Origin of the sequence: Halobacillus shinanisalinarum, assembly GCF_022919835.1 — a bacterium.
GTDB lineage: Bacteria > Bacillota > Bacilli > Bacillales > Halobacillaceae > Halobacillus_A > Halobacillus_A shinanisalinarum.
The window spans coordinates 4533366-4546976 of sequence record NZ_CP095074.1; the positions used below are offsets into that span (position 1 = coordinate 4533366).

The 13611-nt window shown below is 39.2% G+C and carries 16 protein-coding genes, 1 pseudogene and 1 riboswitch; of the genes and pseudogenes, 14 read left to right on the top strand and 3 right to left on the bottom strand.

Translation table 11 applies throughout. The features are described 5' to 3' along the window. The first annotated feature begins 52 nt into the window (after window positions 1-52). From MUO14_RS22480 to MUO14_RS24920, 3 genes and pseudogenes are all read left to right on the top strand, one after another. Window positions 53-808, top strand: coding sequence for a LysE family translocator (locus MUO14_RS22480; RefSeq protein WP_244752728.1), 756 nt, complete (start codon window positions 53-55; stop codon window positions 806-808). A 921-nt stretch (window positions 809-1729) separates the two neighbouring features. Further along, window positions 1730-1915 (top strand): hypothetical protein, encoded by a 186-nt coding sequence (locus MUO14_RS22485; RefSeq protein WP_244752729.1) that lies wholly within the window; start codon window positions 1730-1732, stop codon window positions 1913-1915. A gap of 76 nt (window positions 1916-1991) precedes the next feature. Then, window positions 1992-2103 (top strand): annotated as a pseudogene (locus tag MUO14_RS24920) (IS3 family transposase); the annotation flags it as partial. Between the two features lie 153 nt (window positions 2104-2256). Here the strand turns inward: MUO14_RS24920 and MUO14_RS22490 are convergent. After that, window positions 2257-2655 carry a VOC family protein gene (locus MUO14_RS22490; RefSeq protein ID WP_244752730.1) on the bottom strand — a complete coding sequence of 133 codons (399 nt, stop codon included), beginning with the start codon at window positions 2653-2655 and terminating at the stop codon, window positions 2257-2259. A 269-nt stretch (window positions 2656-2924) separates the two neighbouring features. Between MUO14_RS22490 and MUO14_RS24925 the strand changes: the two genes are divergently transcribed. The 8 genes from MUO14_RS24925 (at window position 2925) to MUO14_RS22535 (ending at window position 8692) form a co-directional block, all read left to right on the top strand. Next, window positions 2925-3440 (top strand): GNAT family N-acetyltransferase, encoded by a 516-nt coding sequence (locus MUO14_RS24925; RefSeq protein ID WP_396265861.1) that lies wholly within the window; start codon window positions 2925-2927, stop codon window positions 3438-3440. A gap of 92 nt (window positions 3441-3532) precedes the next feature. Continuing rightward, the gene (locus tag MUO14_RS22505) at window positions 3533-4879 is read left to right on the top strand and encodes an NAD(P)/FAD-dependent oxidoreductase (RefSeq protein ID WP_244755728.1); all 1347 of its coding nucleotides are present in this window, start codon (window positions 3533-3535) and stop codon (window positions 4877-4879) included. Between the two features lie 205 nt (window positions 4880-5084). Then, complete coding sequence (locus MUO14_RS22510; RefSeq protein ID WP_244752731.1) at window positions 5085-5453, top strand: VOC family protein; 369 nt, start codon at window positions 5085-5087, stop codon at window positions 5451-5453. Between the two features lie 12 nt (window positions 5454-5465). Further along, window positions 5466-5642, top strand: a complete 177-nt coding sequence (locus MUO14_RS24930) for a DUF4937 domain-containing protein (protein WP_396265762.1) — start codon at window positions 5466-5468, stop codon at window positions 5640-5642. Continuing rightward, on the top strand, window positions 5581-6123 hold the full coding sequence (locus MUO14_RS24455) for a DUF4937 domain-containing protein (RefSeq protein WP_255822215.1): 543 nt from the start codon (window positions 5581-5583) through the stop codon (window positions 6121-6123). The genes MUO14_RS24930 and MUO14_RS24455 overlap by 62 nt, the downstream gene beginning before the upstream one ends. Before the next feature lie 201 nt (window positions 6124-6324). Further along, window positions 6325-7566 carry an MFS transporter gene (locus MUO14_RS22525; RefSeq protein ID WP_244752732.1) on the top strand — a complete coding sequence of 414 codons (1242 nt, stop codon included), beginning with the start codon at window positions 6325-6327 and terminating at the stop codon, window positions 7564-7566. Window positions 7567-7712: 146 nt separating this feature from the next. Then, window positions 7713-8171 carry a VOC family protein gene (locus tag MUO14_RS22530; protein ID WP_244752733.1) on the top strand — a complete coding sequence of 153 codons (459 nt, stop codon included), beginning with the start codon at window positions 7713-7715 and terminating at the stop codon, window positions 8169-8171. A 296-nt stretch (window positions 8172-8467) separates the two neighbouring features. Next, window positions 8468-8692, top strand: a complete 225-nt coding sequence (locus MUO14_RS22535) for a hypothetical protein (protein ID WP_244752734.1) — start codon at window positions 8468-8470, stop codon at window positions 8690-8692. A gap of 85 nt (window positions 8693-8777) precedes the next feature. Here MUO14_RS22535 and MUO14_RS22540 read toward each other — a convergent pair whose 3' ends face one another. After that, window positions 8778-9230, bottom strand: coding sequence for a hypothetical protein (locus MUO14_RS22540; RefSeq protein WP_244752735.1), 453 nt, complete (start codon window positions 9228-9230; stop codon window positions 8778-8780). Window positions 9231-9845: 615 nt separating this feature from the next. Then, a complete protein-coding gene (locus MUO14_RS22545; RefSeq protein ID WP_244752736.1) occupies window positions 9846-10007 on the bottom strand; it encodes a YfhE family protein in 162 nt (53 codons plus the stop codon). 209 nt (window positions 10008-10216) lie between these two features. Here MUO14_RS22545 and MUO14_RS22550 point away from each other — a divergent pair, with 209 nt between their 5' ends. The 3 genes from MUO14_RS22550 to cobA all read left to right on the top strand — a co-directional run bounded on the left by MUO14_RS22550 (window position 10217) and on the right by cobA (window position 13598). Beyond that, the gene (locus MUO14_RS22550) at window positions 10217-11350 is read left to right on the top strand and encodes an NADH:flavin oxidoreductase (protein WP_396265764.1); all 1134 of its coding nucleotides are present in this window, start codon (window positions 10217-10219) and stop codon (window positions 11348-11350) included. A 442-nt stretch (window positions 11351-11792) separates the two neighbouring features. Then, window positions 11793-11910: riboswitch (SAM riboswitch) on the top strand. A 120-nt stretch (window positions 11911-12030) separates the two neighbouring features. Further along, complete coding sequence (locus MUO14_RS22555; protein WP_244752738.1) at window positions 12031-12762, top strand: phosphoadenylyl-sulfate reductase; 732 nt, start codon at window positions 12031-12033, stop codon at window positions 12760-12762. Window positions 12763-12821: 59 nt separating this feature from the next. After that, complete coding sequence (cobA, locus tag MUO14_RS22560) at window positions 12822-13598, top strand: uroporphyrinogen-III C-methyltransferase (protein ID WP_244752739.1); 777 nt, start codon at window positions 12822-12824, stop codon at window positions 13596-13598. The last annotated feature ends 13 nt before the right edge of the window (window positions 13599-13611 follow it).

Genomic DNA, 13611 nt, shown 5'->3' on the forward strand with positions numbered 1-13611 from the left:
GCAATTATGGAATTAGGCATCATGCCTTTTGCACGAATTGGAGGTGCATTTTATGAGAAAGATATGGAAAATCTCTTGTGTTAGCTCATTCATAATGGTTTTTTTAATTCTATGGATGTATTTTCAAACAGATTTGTTAGGTTCAAATATCAGTTGGTATACTTTTGTGCCTGCTGCCATTGTTATGGCTGCAACCCCAGGGGCAAATCAAATTCTTTCGTTAAGAAATGGTTATGTTAAAAGCCCTTCTGTAGCAATCAAAGCTGTTTCTGGACGTTTTTTTGCATTTATTTTAATGATTGGATCCGTCGCTTTAGGCCTTGGATCTTTGATGGCTTCGTCGTCCGTTTTCTTTCAGATAGTTAAATGGATTGGCGTCATTTATTTGATGTATTTAGGTATTCAGATGCTCAGACGTTCTCCCAAAAGCGAACGTCAGGATAAGGTGTCAATCCCTCCTACACATGATGAGGCCCTTGGCAAATCTCAGCCATTCTCGGTTTATGAATCAGTTAAACAAGAATTTACTGTGGCAGCTACTAATCCTAAAGCTTACATTCTTTTCGCAGTTTTTTTACCCCAATTTATAGATCCAAACGCTACTAATACAATTGGTCTTTTATTTATTGTTGGATTGTTATATATAATAATTGAATTCATTTGTTCTTGCGGATATGCGTTTACAGGAGGCTTGTTATACAAAAAAGGGACGAGATTTGATAGAGATAAACTAATGAACCGAATTGCCGGTTTTTCTATGATAGGATTAAGTGTTTGGCTAGCCACTGAAAAAAGCCCTTCTGATTAACGAGGGGCTCACCTGGCAGGTCTTTGTGAGTTGTGCATCCTATACATTCCTCAATTATCGGGACGTGCTTGTTAATAAGGGCGTCTTTTTTTGATTGGACAAAATAAAAGAGTAACGTATTGTGTAAATGGCGGAATTTTGAAATAATTGTTACTATGTTAAGGTTTCTAGCTGGAAAATAATGATCATAAACTTTAGATATTAGACCTCTTGGCTTCCTCGGTTAGGTTAATATTTAGTAGCATTTTTGAGGGGATAATAATGGAGAAATTTGAACTTAGCTTTAATAATAAGCTAGTAAGGGGTTGGGTTATATTGGTGATGCCAGCGGTGATTTTAGCCATAGTATTACTAGTTCTTTTGCCAAGTGAGCTCCGACTTATACCGATACTAATACCTATAATTGCCGTGATTATTTATTGGGTTTGGATATTTACCTTAAAGAAAACTTGAGAGATAGAGATTGAATATAAGCAGTAGTGAGCAAACCTTACTAAATTGGGAATATACTAGTTGGTAATCCATTTTATTTAACAAGTATGGTGTATATAAGAAGGTCCCCAGTGGAGATTGGTGGTGTTATAGATGGGGAAACTTAGGTATGTGGGCTTTTTATTTACTTTAATAGGTGTGCTTCTTCTCCTTTCTGGAGCTGAAGAATCCTTTCCACTATATAATCTACATTACATTTCAACTATTCTGGGAATAATATTGATAGCAGTTACCTCTCTTATTGTAAATAATGAAGAAAGCCTACTTTGTCGGGTAGGTCTCCATAAATATGAGCATATAGCTTGGGATGAGAAATGAAATCCTTAGCAATTTATCAATGTGAAAGGTGCAATATAAAAAAGAAAGTTATGAGATCTATATAGTCTTCTATTGTAGCGTTGCCTTTATTGAAAGGGAGGCTTGTGAGTAATGAAAAAATTAACTAAAAAGGAGAAAAATCAACAAAGGGCTTCTGTTATTCTTTTAGTTATTATAATTATTCTTGGTCCAACCTTACATAACCATTTTGATACGATTAATATTTTAGTTATAGGATCTCCTATTTATCTAATTGTTTTATTTATTGTCGGAAGGTTATCTGAAGAAAAAGAATGATTTATTTTGACGTTGGTCATTTTTTTAGTTGTTAAAGTCGGACGGTTTACATGCCTTTTACTCGAGCACGAGGTAAATCAGTATGGATGGAAAAGGGCGAGCTCTTGATAAGATCATTATTAAGCGTTTCTGGCGTTCTTTAAAGTATGAGGACAATTTACATTAAGGAGTACTCTAGCCCGCCCGAAGTACCTCTTACTTTTATTTCACATCAGCCTTTGGTTCGTTTAGACCCCACCTTCATTTTTTAATTTCCATGTCTTTACAATGGGGTCCACTTTAATCGAACTTCTATTTTGCTGGTTAGTTGAAAAAATTATGTTTTTCACGATTAGTATCAATTATTTAGGTAGATTTAGTTGCCAGGAAACTCCGAAGAGGTCATTTAACCAACCGAACTTTTTACTGAAACCATAATCATTTAAAGGCATAAGTTCTTGTCCACCTTCGTTGAGTTTCTGATAAAGATTGTCAAGTTCTTCTTCTGTATCACAATTAACAAAAATGGAAAACGAAGGTGTGAAGGAAAATTGATGTTTTACATTACTGTCAATGCACATAAATTCTTGCCCTTTTAAGGTAAAAGTGGCCTGCATTACAGTCCCTTCTTCTCCAGCTTCATTAGCTCCGTATCGAACAATACCTGTTATTTGAGAATCTTCAATAAGCGATGTGTAATAATTCATCGCTTCTTCTGCCTTGCCATCTTGAAACATTAAGAATGGTATTACCTTTTCCATTATAAATCTACTCCCTTTCCATACCCATCATCTAAGTATAGTTCAATATAGTATTAATTCTTCAACTAAAACTGCCTCGATAGTTGCGGACCACCCCATGATACTTTTATACGCTGAATTTTGATATCCTTAGCGTATCATATGTTTCTCCAATTGGTAATATATTCCCGTTATTAACAATTCATTCTGTGTAATATCATTTCGCTGATGGTGAGTGCTCCACCTGCTCTATTTATTCTTACCACTATTACAGAACGTTTGTTCGTATTATTGGTTGGTGCTGTACAGGTATCAAATATGAACTTCCCGTTCCTAATAGGGAAATTAACTATACCATTTCTAAAGACTATAGAAATAGAGGATATACAACTAGAGCTTCTAAGGCACTGGTAAATTATTTGTTTGGGGAAACGAACATTGAGCATTTAAATGCTATCGCACTAAAACAGAATCGATCCTCAATCAGGGTAATACAAAAAGGGGTTGGTCATGAACCGCATGATGCTCCAGAATATGCTGCTAGCAAGGCTGCTGTTATGAGGTTAACCAGTGCTTTATCAAATACACTTCTTCAGCGAAATGTGAAGATGAACACGATATGCCTGGGCTGGGTCGATACACCTGCTTCTAGACAAACAAGAGAGGGCATGAACACGTCCGAAATCCCTGAAACAATACTAAGCACTGATGATATTGCAAAAAAGGTAATGGACTTCATACATGATCGAAGAACGGGAAGAATTTTGGTGTGGAAAGAAGATGAGGATCCTTATAATATGACGTAAAAGGGTGCATGTACGTTTTTAGTTGAAGTTAACTCATAAAAGTACTATAGGAGAAGCAGCGGATGATTGTTCTTTTTAGAAGGGAGATTTCCATGAATGACATTACGATCATCGGTGCCGGAGTAAGCAGCATTTTTCTGGCTTATACATTGATGAAAGAAAATGATCAGCTATCGGTTCACGTGATTGATAGAGGAAAAAAGCTAAGTGAGCGAACGTGTGGATTGGACGATGGCAAAGAATGCACGTGTGAAGGAGGATGCAGTAAGTATATCGGGTTTGCTGGGCTTGGAAAGTCAGAAGGAAAGTTCAATTATACGAATGACTTCGGTGGAGACCTTGCTAAGAAAATTGGTGAGCAAAAAGCTCTGGAACTCATGAAAGAGGTGGACAATATATTATGTTCATTTGGCGCCGGTCAAGTGAGAACATACAGCACCAAAAATCGAGAGCTTTCAGCGAGGGCAATGAGACACTCGTTAAAGGTTCTTTCAACAGAAGTAAGACATCTTGGCACAAGCCTTTCTGGCCTTATTTTTCAACAAATGTACAACACTTTAAAAAATCACATAACATTTACGTTCGAAGCTGATGTTAGAAAGCTGAGCAGTAATGAAGAAGGTTATACAATAGAAACGGACCGCGGCACGTTTGTAAGTAATCGTCTGGTTCTGGCGACAGGAATGAGTGGCAGTGAGTGGCTAAGCGAACAAACGGCTAATTTAGGATTGTACCCTGGACAGACTCGGCTTGATCTTGGGATGCGTGTAGAGATGAGAGGTGACCAGCTGGACGCAATTTTACAACAGACGTTTGAAACGAAGCTGAAATATGAAGGAGAAGGATATTCTGCCACGACCTATTGTATGAATCCACGAGGCAGGATCATTCGCAAACACCAGCACGGTTTAGTTATGCCAGATGGACAGAATCAGAACGAAAAGGACGTTCCAAGTGCCAACTTAAACTTCACCCTTTTTGTGCCTCGGTATTTTAATACATATGAAAAAGCGATCAACGAAGGAAAAAGAATCATTGGAAACATCAACCGCAGACAGGAACGCATCGTTGTCCAACGTTTAGAAGATTTAAAACTAGGTCAGACGACTAAAGATGTTGAGCAAAATCCGATCTCGCCTTCTTTAAAAGGAGAGGGAGGCGATCTTCTGGAAGAAGTGCCCTCCCTTTACACGAAGGCCTTACTCGAGTTCTTCTCAGCATTAGAAGGTTTAATTGAAGAGCCGATTGACCCGAAAACGCTATTATATGGAATGGATGCGAAATTCTATGAACCGAAGCTATACACAAATGAGTGTTTTGAAACTGAAGTACCTGGACTTTTCCTAATCGGGGATTGTTCCGGGGAAACGCATTCGCTTTCGCAAGCAGCGGCAAGTGGGGTGTACTTGGGGAGGTTTCTGGCAAAAGAAAAACTTTAATTTTAGCTGGATATGTTAAATGCGCTTGATCTCCGATTACGGCTATTAGACTCTAAATGAAAAGAAATCCTTCGTACAGCAGTAAATCCTTTAGGTGTTTTCATCCAAAAGTCGTAGAACATAATCATTCAAAGAAACGAAGAAAATATTGAATCAACTCTATATAGTTAATAAGTGATCAATATTTATTAATGGGGGATAAATAGTGAATTTTCGTGAATTTGGATTGATCTTATTTGTTGAACATTATAAGGATTGTATTGATTTTTATAAAGAAGTTTTGAATTTCAAAGTAAGATCAGTCAAGGAAACCTTGGTCTCTTTTGAACTTGCTCACGGATATTTAATGGTCGAGAAAGGCGGCGTAGGAACTGATCATGAGAAAACTAGGAAACGAAACCCTACTGTTCTTCGTTTTGATGTAAATTCCCTATCCACTGAGGTGAGTAAACTTGAGAAACGCGGGGTTCATTTTACAAATAAACAACTGGAATTTCCTTGGGGAATGGTTGCCGTATTGAATGATCCAGATGGGAATCGGATAGAGATAGGAGAAATTAACAGGGCACCTTAAAGGGGTGAAGCATTGATTATTAAGAGGATTTTATGCAAGGTCAAAGAAGGCCAGCAGGCAGCTTTTTCTCAGCACCAACAAGAATGGCAGCCTATTCGCAAGGTTGAGGGATTTTTAGGACAGCTTGGTGGTTGGTTGGGGTGTCAGAGAACCATTAACAGCCTGTGTCTTCTCATTTTGGGAAAATAAAAGTAATTATGAGTATTTTATGGACGAGGTTCACGACCAAATTTTCTTAAAGTCTGGTCAGGAACACACCTATACCTCAATCGATGTGGACTTATTTCTAGAAGAATTTAGAATACCTGGGTCAAGACCTGACACTGTGTCAGTTTTGCAGGAAGCTACCTACATTCGTACTGCCTTATCACATGTAAAGAAAGATAGAATCGCTCATTTTGTTGAAATGCAAAGGAAAGTTTGGAATCCTGGAATGAAGAAAGCGGAAGGTATGCTTGGGGGAGAATTTGCGCGTTCACAAAAGGACGGTCTGCCTTTTCTTGTACTTACGGGATGGACAAATCACCAAGCACATCAAAACTATATGGCTGAACATTTCTCGGGTTTGAAAGAAACTGCAGCTTCTGAACAAGATGTTGTTGAACTTACTGGAGAACAGCTTATTGTCGAAGAACTATGGCGGATAAGCCCAAGCTTGCATACGAAATGATGCAGGGTTAATGATCCTTTTTTGTTACCGCAAGGAGAGGTACAGATATGTGTCGCGATCGGTCATCCAGTTATACATAGGGCAGGGATAGGGATCCACAACACAATCATACATATTGGTTTTTACAAGAGATGGGCTTTAGTTAGTTGAAGCAACATGATAAATGTTTATCATTCTGACCACTAAGAAAGGAAAGTATTCATGTTTCATCTATTAACAAACCGTTCCTTCCGTTATTTTGTGATGGCTCGGTTGATTCTTGGGTTAGGAAAAAAGATTTCCTGGGTGGCTTTAGGATGGTTTGTATATCAAATGACCAATTCAGCCTCAGCTATTGGCTTTGTTATTGCATCCGCAACGATTGCCCCTTTGATTTCGAGTATTTTGGTTGGGGGAATTTTGGATCAATATAATAGACGAACGATTATGATTGCAGAAAATCTATTAAGGGGAGCATTTATTTCTGTTATTCCAATTTTATATTGGTTTGGCATATTAAGCTTACCGATTATTATTACCGTAGTATTTATTAATGGTCTGTTGTCCTCTTTTACAGAAATAGGAAGCGCCACCATTTTGCCGTCTTTTGTAGACGAGCAAAATTTACAAAGTGCCAATGCCATTATGGCTACGGCTGGCCAATTAGGGTATCTTGTTGGACCTGCAATTGGGGGATTCTCCACCGCATTTTTCGGTGCCCCTTTAACACTATTTATCGATGTTTTCATTTTCTTTTCTGCTTCGTTTCTATATTTTTTAATCCCTTACGATATCTTTCATCAAGGGGTAAATCAGGAACATGTTGTATTAGCTTTTAAGCAAAGAATAGGAAAGTTTGTAGAAGATACAAAGGTTGGCTTTGAGTTTTTATTTCACCATAAAGTGCTGATCATGATTGCTGGTGTCACACTTGCATTCAATATTACATATGCTCCTTTAGAGCCTGTTCTTCCTGTTTTTGTAAGTGACGATCTAGATTCTGGACCTGAAACTTTGGGGATGATCTGGACTATTTTTGCGGTTGGGGCATTGATAGGTTCCTTTATTTGGGCACGATTAAAAATTAGGTTTTATTACTCTTATTCACTAGGAACAGTTATCACTTTGTGGGGGCTTGCGCCGCTTTCTTTCAGCTTATTTACAAACGAATATATTGTTTACTTAATCATGTTTTTAGGTGGAATCGCCTATGCACCTTACAACATTGTCGAGCCCACTCTCGAGCAGCAGTTAGTACCTAATAACTTAAGAGGTAGAGTGATAGGGGTAATTGGATTAATTGCAGGCATAGGATTTCCCTTGGGAACTTTTATGGGGGGATTATTAGGTGAATATATTGGTGCTGCAAATACGATTTTTGTGTCAGGATTATTGACGGTACTGCTTGGGGGTATCGTCTTTTGTCATAGTGCTCTCAGGTTCACTGGCGCTGACGTTGAGTGATGAGAAGGTTCTTTTATAGATGAATGATGGGAGCAGTTTATTTTAACATCCCTTGACTCTACGCCAAAAGTTGTAGATTACTCTAGACCATTCTCTGAAGTAATCATTCCGTGAAAATCGTATTCTAAACATAAGGAGGCGATCACATGATTAAAGGTTTATATGAAGCACATTTACCAGTACGCAACTTAGAACGATCAATCGACTTTTATGAAGGACTTGGTTTGGAAGTTGACCATACAGTTGACAAAAAGTTAGCTTTTTTATGGATTGATAGAAATAAAAGTTGGCTGGGACTCTGGGAAACAGAGAACGTACAAGTAGACTATCATCCATCGGTAAGGCATATAGCATTTGAGGTTTCATTGAAGGATTTGCAGAATTCGATAACATGGTTAAAAGCGAGGGGGCATAAGCCAAGGGAAGCATTTGGCTTTGAACCGATTGAACCATTTGTCATGTCTTATGATACGTATGCACATGCCAAGATCCACTTTAATGATCCAGATGGTATCAGTCTAGAATTTATTAGTACAATGGAAAACAAAAATAAAGTAACAGGAAGAATGTATCTAAGTGAGTGGATGAAATCAAACGAACATTGAGTTGGGGCAATACTTTTTAATAGGAAGTGGGAAGGGGAGTTCAAGACTGTCAAGCAATATTTCACCCTTACAAATGGGATAAGATTTAGGCGGTTGTTCACTTCGAGATAGTAACTCCACGGCTATCGCCCAATAAATTAAATAAACCACTATGCAAAGGGATCCTGCTCTTTCAGGGGTTGAAACCCTGTTCCCGACTATAAACAGGATTCAGGATTCCGCTATGAAAAAGATAAATACAGTGTCTCAGGGTTAACAACAAAAGAAATTAAAAACGGTAAGGCTTTATAGAATTGATGAGTGCCTCTTACATAATAGAAGCACTAGTAAAGAACATTAGGATTCCAGAGTATAATCCTGTGTTTGGTATTGTAGAAGTACAAGCTGTTCATGTCCATGCTCATAAAAATATTGTTATGGATCATGTTGATCCAAGCAAGTGGAGTCCATTAATTTATAATTTTCGTCATTATTTTGGACTTGGTGAAGTATTAGGAAAAACATTTCGTGCAGAGACTTAACATAAACATCAGCTGATCCAATACTTACAAACCTACGAAAGGACGCGATACATGTTTAAGGTCGCGTCCTTTTTCTGCTTCTTGGTTATTTTAGTGGTAGCTCGGCTATTACATTTGGTCCATCTAAAATAATTAACTTTCCACTCAAGGCAAGCTCTTTTACCTTTGACAAATTCTTTATATCTTTAAAAAAATATTCCGCGTGAAATTCGGCTACGTGATTTGGTAGAATTCTACGTTGGCTACCAGATCCAGAGGGTTTCATTTTTTTATATTTGGTATTAGGCATCATTTTCATGAATTTTTGTAAATCTTTATCGGGAACCACTACAATTTCCATACCCCTAAAATAATATCCGGGATAATCAAATTCATTCCCAATAGTTTTATCACCAGTGTTCTTTATTTTAAAATCATAACGGATTGTTTTTTGTGATTCATTAATTGTAGTTTGGACGTCAATGATTTTCAAATGGTCTTGGTGAGCGAATCCAGTTAAAAGAAAAAAGGATGTGATTATAAGCCAAATAAATCTCATCTTAAAGTATGACTCCTTTCCATTTAGTATGGCTATCCTAATTTAGCCTACCCTCAGAACGATTTTTAATTAAGAATTTTAATGTGCGAACGGGATACGAGGCTGTGAAGGAAGATCGTAGGATTAGCGAAAATAACATAATACATTATGGTTGCCCATTACTTTAGCTAAAGATACAATTAATGAAGAGAATAGGGAAAATACGGTAGCCGATCTATTCGATTTAGATTGGCTGAAAATCCTGTTAGGGCACCTACATAGTAATAAACCGTTATCGTTTCATTTAAAAATAGTCTATTTGAATCGGGTCGTCTTGTTTAATAGGAATGATCAAGGCAAGATGGATACGCTGAAGTACGTTTAAGTGTTTTTTGCAGATCATCAAGCTACTCATATGTACAAAAAAATGGGGCTTAACACAAGAACCGTTACTATGAGTATGCCTTTATGGCTGCTTGGTGGAATATGTTGTTCGCTAATTAACAGCAAATGATTTTAGGCCTGTACACCGGAGCCTTGTGCGCTAATACTTTAACCGATCGGGGGTCAGGCCACTCTTGAATTTGATAATGCTAACAAAAAAAGCAGCCTTAAAAAAGCTGCTTTAAAGTGATATTAAGATCTTGAGTTCGGGTTTTCATTTTTAACTTCTTTCACCTTGTCTCTACGGTATCCACCCGCGATATCTGCTTGTTTAAATTCTTTCGCATAATTTACTTCTTGAGCGTCTGATGGCTCGTTGCCTGCTACAGGCTGATACTGTGCCTTTCTTGCCATAAGTACTCATCCTTTCTCTTGAAATCTGCTTACTTAAATATTTTCCCCACAATGAAAGATGATAAACATGAGCCGGTGAAATCTTTATGATCAAACAGGTACGATGATCTTGTCATGGATACTTTAGGAAAATCGGGAATGGTTTTTTGGTCAAGTTCAGGGGGGTGAAGTCAGATTTCTTTTCTTCCTTGATGGAGTTTGAAATAATTATGTTCATCAGGGAAAGAGGAGGATATCAATTGAGTTCTAACGGTAGTACGACTGAACCACTATTTCAATCATTTATAAACGAAAAAATAAATTTGTCTAATCGAGCGGTGATGGCACCGATGACTCGGGGTTTTTCACCAGGTGGAGTGCCAGGGGAAGATGTAGCGGCTTATTACCGACGTCGGGCTGAAAATGATGTCGGCTTAATTGTAACCGAAGGGACTGGCATTAATCATCCGGCCTCTGTTTCAGGTGCCAGCATTCCACTTTTTTATGGGGAAAAATCATTAAATGGATGGGCGAATGTCGTAGAGGAAGTTCATAAAGTTGGAGGGAAAATTGTGCCGCAGCTCTGGCATGTGGGGATGACTCGTAAAAAGGGAGACCTTCCGAACGAGGAAGCTCAACCTGTTGGACCATCAGGCCTTAGTCTTGATGGCGAAAAGGTCACTGAGCCCATGACCGAAGCAGAAGTTGAAAACATGGTAGAAGCTTATGCTCAAGCGGCTGCTGATGCTAAACGCTTGGGTTTTGATGGTATTGAAATCCACGGGGCGCATGGTTATTTAATCGATCAATTTTTCTGGGACAAGACAAATCAGCGCACCGATCGATATGGAGGAGACATCGTTGGGAGAACGCAGTTTGCTGTTGAGGTGATAGAAGCCTGCCGGCGTGAAGTCGGGCTTAATTTTCCAATCATCTTCCGGTTTTCTCAATGGAAAATGAGTGACTATAAGGCCAAACTTGCTGAAACACCAGATGAATTAGAACGGTTCCTCACGCCTCTTGTAGAAGCGGGAGTCGATATTTTCCACTGTTCTACTCGTCGTTTCTGGGAGCCGGAGTTTGAGGGATCCGACTTGAATTTGGCAGGATGGACGAAGAAACTGTCTGGTAAACCAGTGATATCTGTAGGATCAGTCGGGCTCGATGGAGAATTCACAAGTTTCTCTGGTGCTAACACCACCAGCCTGGACGGTCTCATGAAGAAACTTGATCATGGGGAGTTTGATTTAGTAGCTATCGGGCGCTCTTTATTAATGGATCCGGAGTGGGTGAGGAAAGTTCGGGAAGGCAGGGAAACGGAGCTATTACCTTTTGATAAAGTTGCTCTTAAACATCTAACCTAACCTTACTGAATCAGCTAACTACTGAACAAAGGTGTTTTACCAGGGGAATTTCCCGGTAAAACACCTTTTTGTTTAATTTTTACTTAGCTCTCGTCAGGCGATATACTCTTGCCAAAATGGCGACTAACCTTCATATTAAAAAGAGAAGGAGGTTCGACATGCGACACGATATTAAACCTAATGAACGAGCTTTCTCTACCAAAGAGGTGGCAGAAGAACTGAACATCGCAATGCCGGCTGTTGGCAGGTATTCCTAGAGCTGATATCTGGGATTAACACTAGATGTAAATAATTTACTTAACGTTAAAATTTTATGAACCGGTCCTTTTTCAGAAAGTCAGAAAGTATGAAAAATTAATAATTTTTCAATAAACCATTGACATTTTTTCTAAAAGGGAATAATATATTTACCAATATCAAATACCACAAATTCACAATTTAATTCTTATCGCGAGAGGTGGAGGGACTGGCCCTTTGAAGCCTCGGCAACGGGTCTGGTGATGATTCATCAGAGACTGTGCCAATTCCAGCGGGTGCTTTGAGCACTTGAAAGATAAGAAGATGGGTAGCTATATGTTTGAAGCCAAAACCTCTCTTCTTATTTTTATTAAAGAAGAGAGGTTTTTTAAATGTTAAATTTACTTGTTTACAAGACTTTGCTTTAGTAGAAGGAGGAAAATATGAGCAATACCATCGTTTCGTATGAGAATTTCTCTGGCGATCCATTTGAAAGCTGGCACCCTAAGGATGACACAAAAGGAGCAGCCGAGGTATTAGAGTGGGCTTATCAGTCTTATGGTGAATCAATCGTCTATGCTTGTAGTTTTGGAGCAGAAGGCATTGTGTTGATTGATTTGATTTCTAAAGTGCAGAAAGATGCAGAAATTGTTTTTCTTGATACAGATGTTCACTTTCCGGAAACCTATGAACTGATCGAAAAAGTGAAGCGGAGATACCCAGAACTTCACATTCATATTAAGAAACCGGATTTGACTTTAGATGAGCAAGCGAACGAGTATGGTCCAGCATTATGGAAAAAGCAACCGGGCCAATGTTGTTATATCCGAAAAATCAAGCCGCTTGAAGATGCGCTTCGTGGGGCAACCGCCTGGATTTCAGGGCTGAGGCGAGAACAGTCTCCGAGTCGAAGTCACACTGATTTTGTAAATAAGGATGAACGGTTTCAGTCGATTAAGGTATGCCCCCTAATCTACTGGACATGGGAAGACGTTTGGCATTATATCCGAGTAAATAGCTTGGATTACAATGAATTACATGATCAAGGATACCCAAGTATCGGCTGCATGCCTTGTACAGAGCCAGTAACTGAACAGGGGGACGTTCGCTCTGGGAGGTGGCAAGGGTTTAATAAAACAGAATGCGGTCTCCACACTTCTGGAAACCAGGCATAAGTAGATTATTTCTTTAAGCTAACTTGAAAATTCATTGCAACAAGGAAAGGAGGCGGCTTATGAAAAAAGTTTATATCGTCGGTGCAGGACCTGGTGACCCTGATTTAATTACAGTGAAAGGCTTGAAGGCCATTCAGCAGGCGGATGTCATTCTATATGATCGATTGATTAACAAAGATTTACTTGATGAAGCGAGGGACGAAGCGGAATTGATTTATTGCGGCAAGCGTCCGAATCATCACTCGTTAGACCAACAAACCATTAATGGGCTGCTTTGTGATTTTGCCTTGCAAGGGAAAACCGTGACCCGTCTAAAAGGCGGAGATCCCTTCGTTTTTGGTAGAGGTGGAGAGGAAGCTGAAGAGTTAGCGAAGAGAAGTATTCCATTTGAAATCGTTCCCGGAATCTCCTCCGGGGTAGCCGCTCCCGCTTATGCTGGTATTCCAGTCACACATCGTAACTATAGTTCGTCTGTAGCCTTCCTTTCAGGGGTAAGCAAATTGGGATATGACGAGGAAGAGTATTGGGAGCATGCAGTGAAAAGTATGGATACTTTGTGCATTTATATGGGGGTCAAAAAACTTCCGGAAATTTGCGCGAGACTGATCCGCCATGGCCGTGCTTCCAGTACACCGATCGCTCTGGTTGAGTGGGGGACGATGGAACATCAACGTACCGTAACAGGAACCTTAGAGGACATTGTCGGAAGGGCCAAGGACCTCGAGAATCCTTCGATGATTATTGTAGGAGAAGTCGTGAAACTGAGGGAGCAGCTACAATGGTTTGAACAGGTGAAAAAAGAGGAGGAGATACCTGTTCCCTCCATTGTTGGGTAAAAGGAAGGAGGTG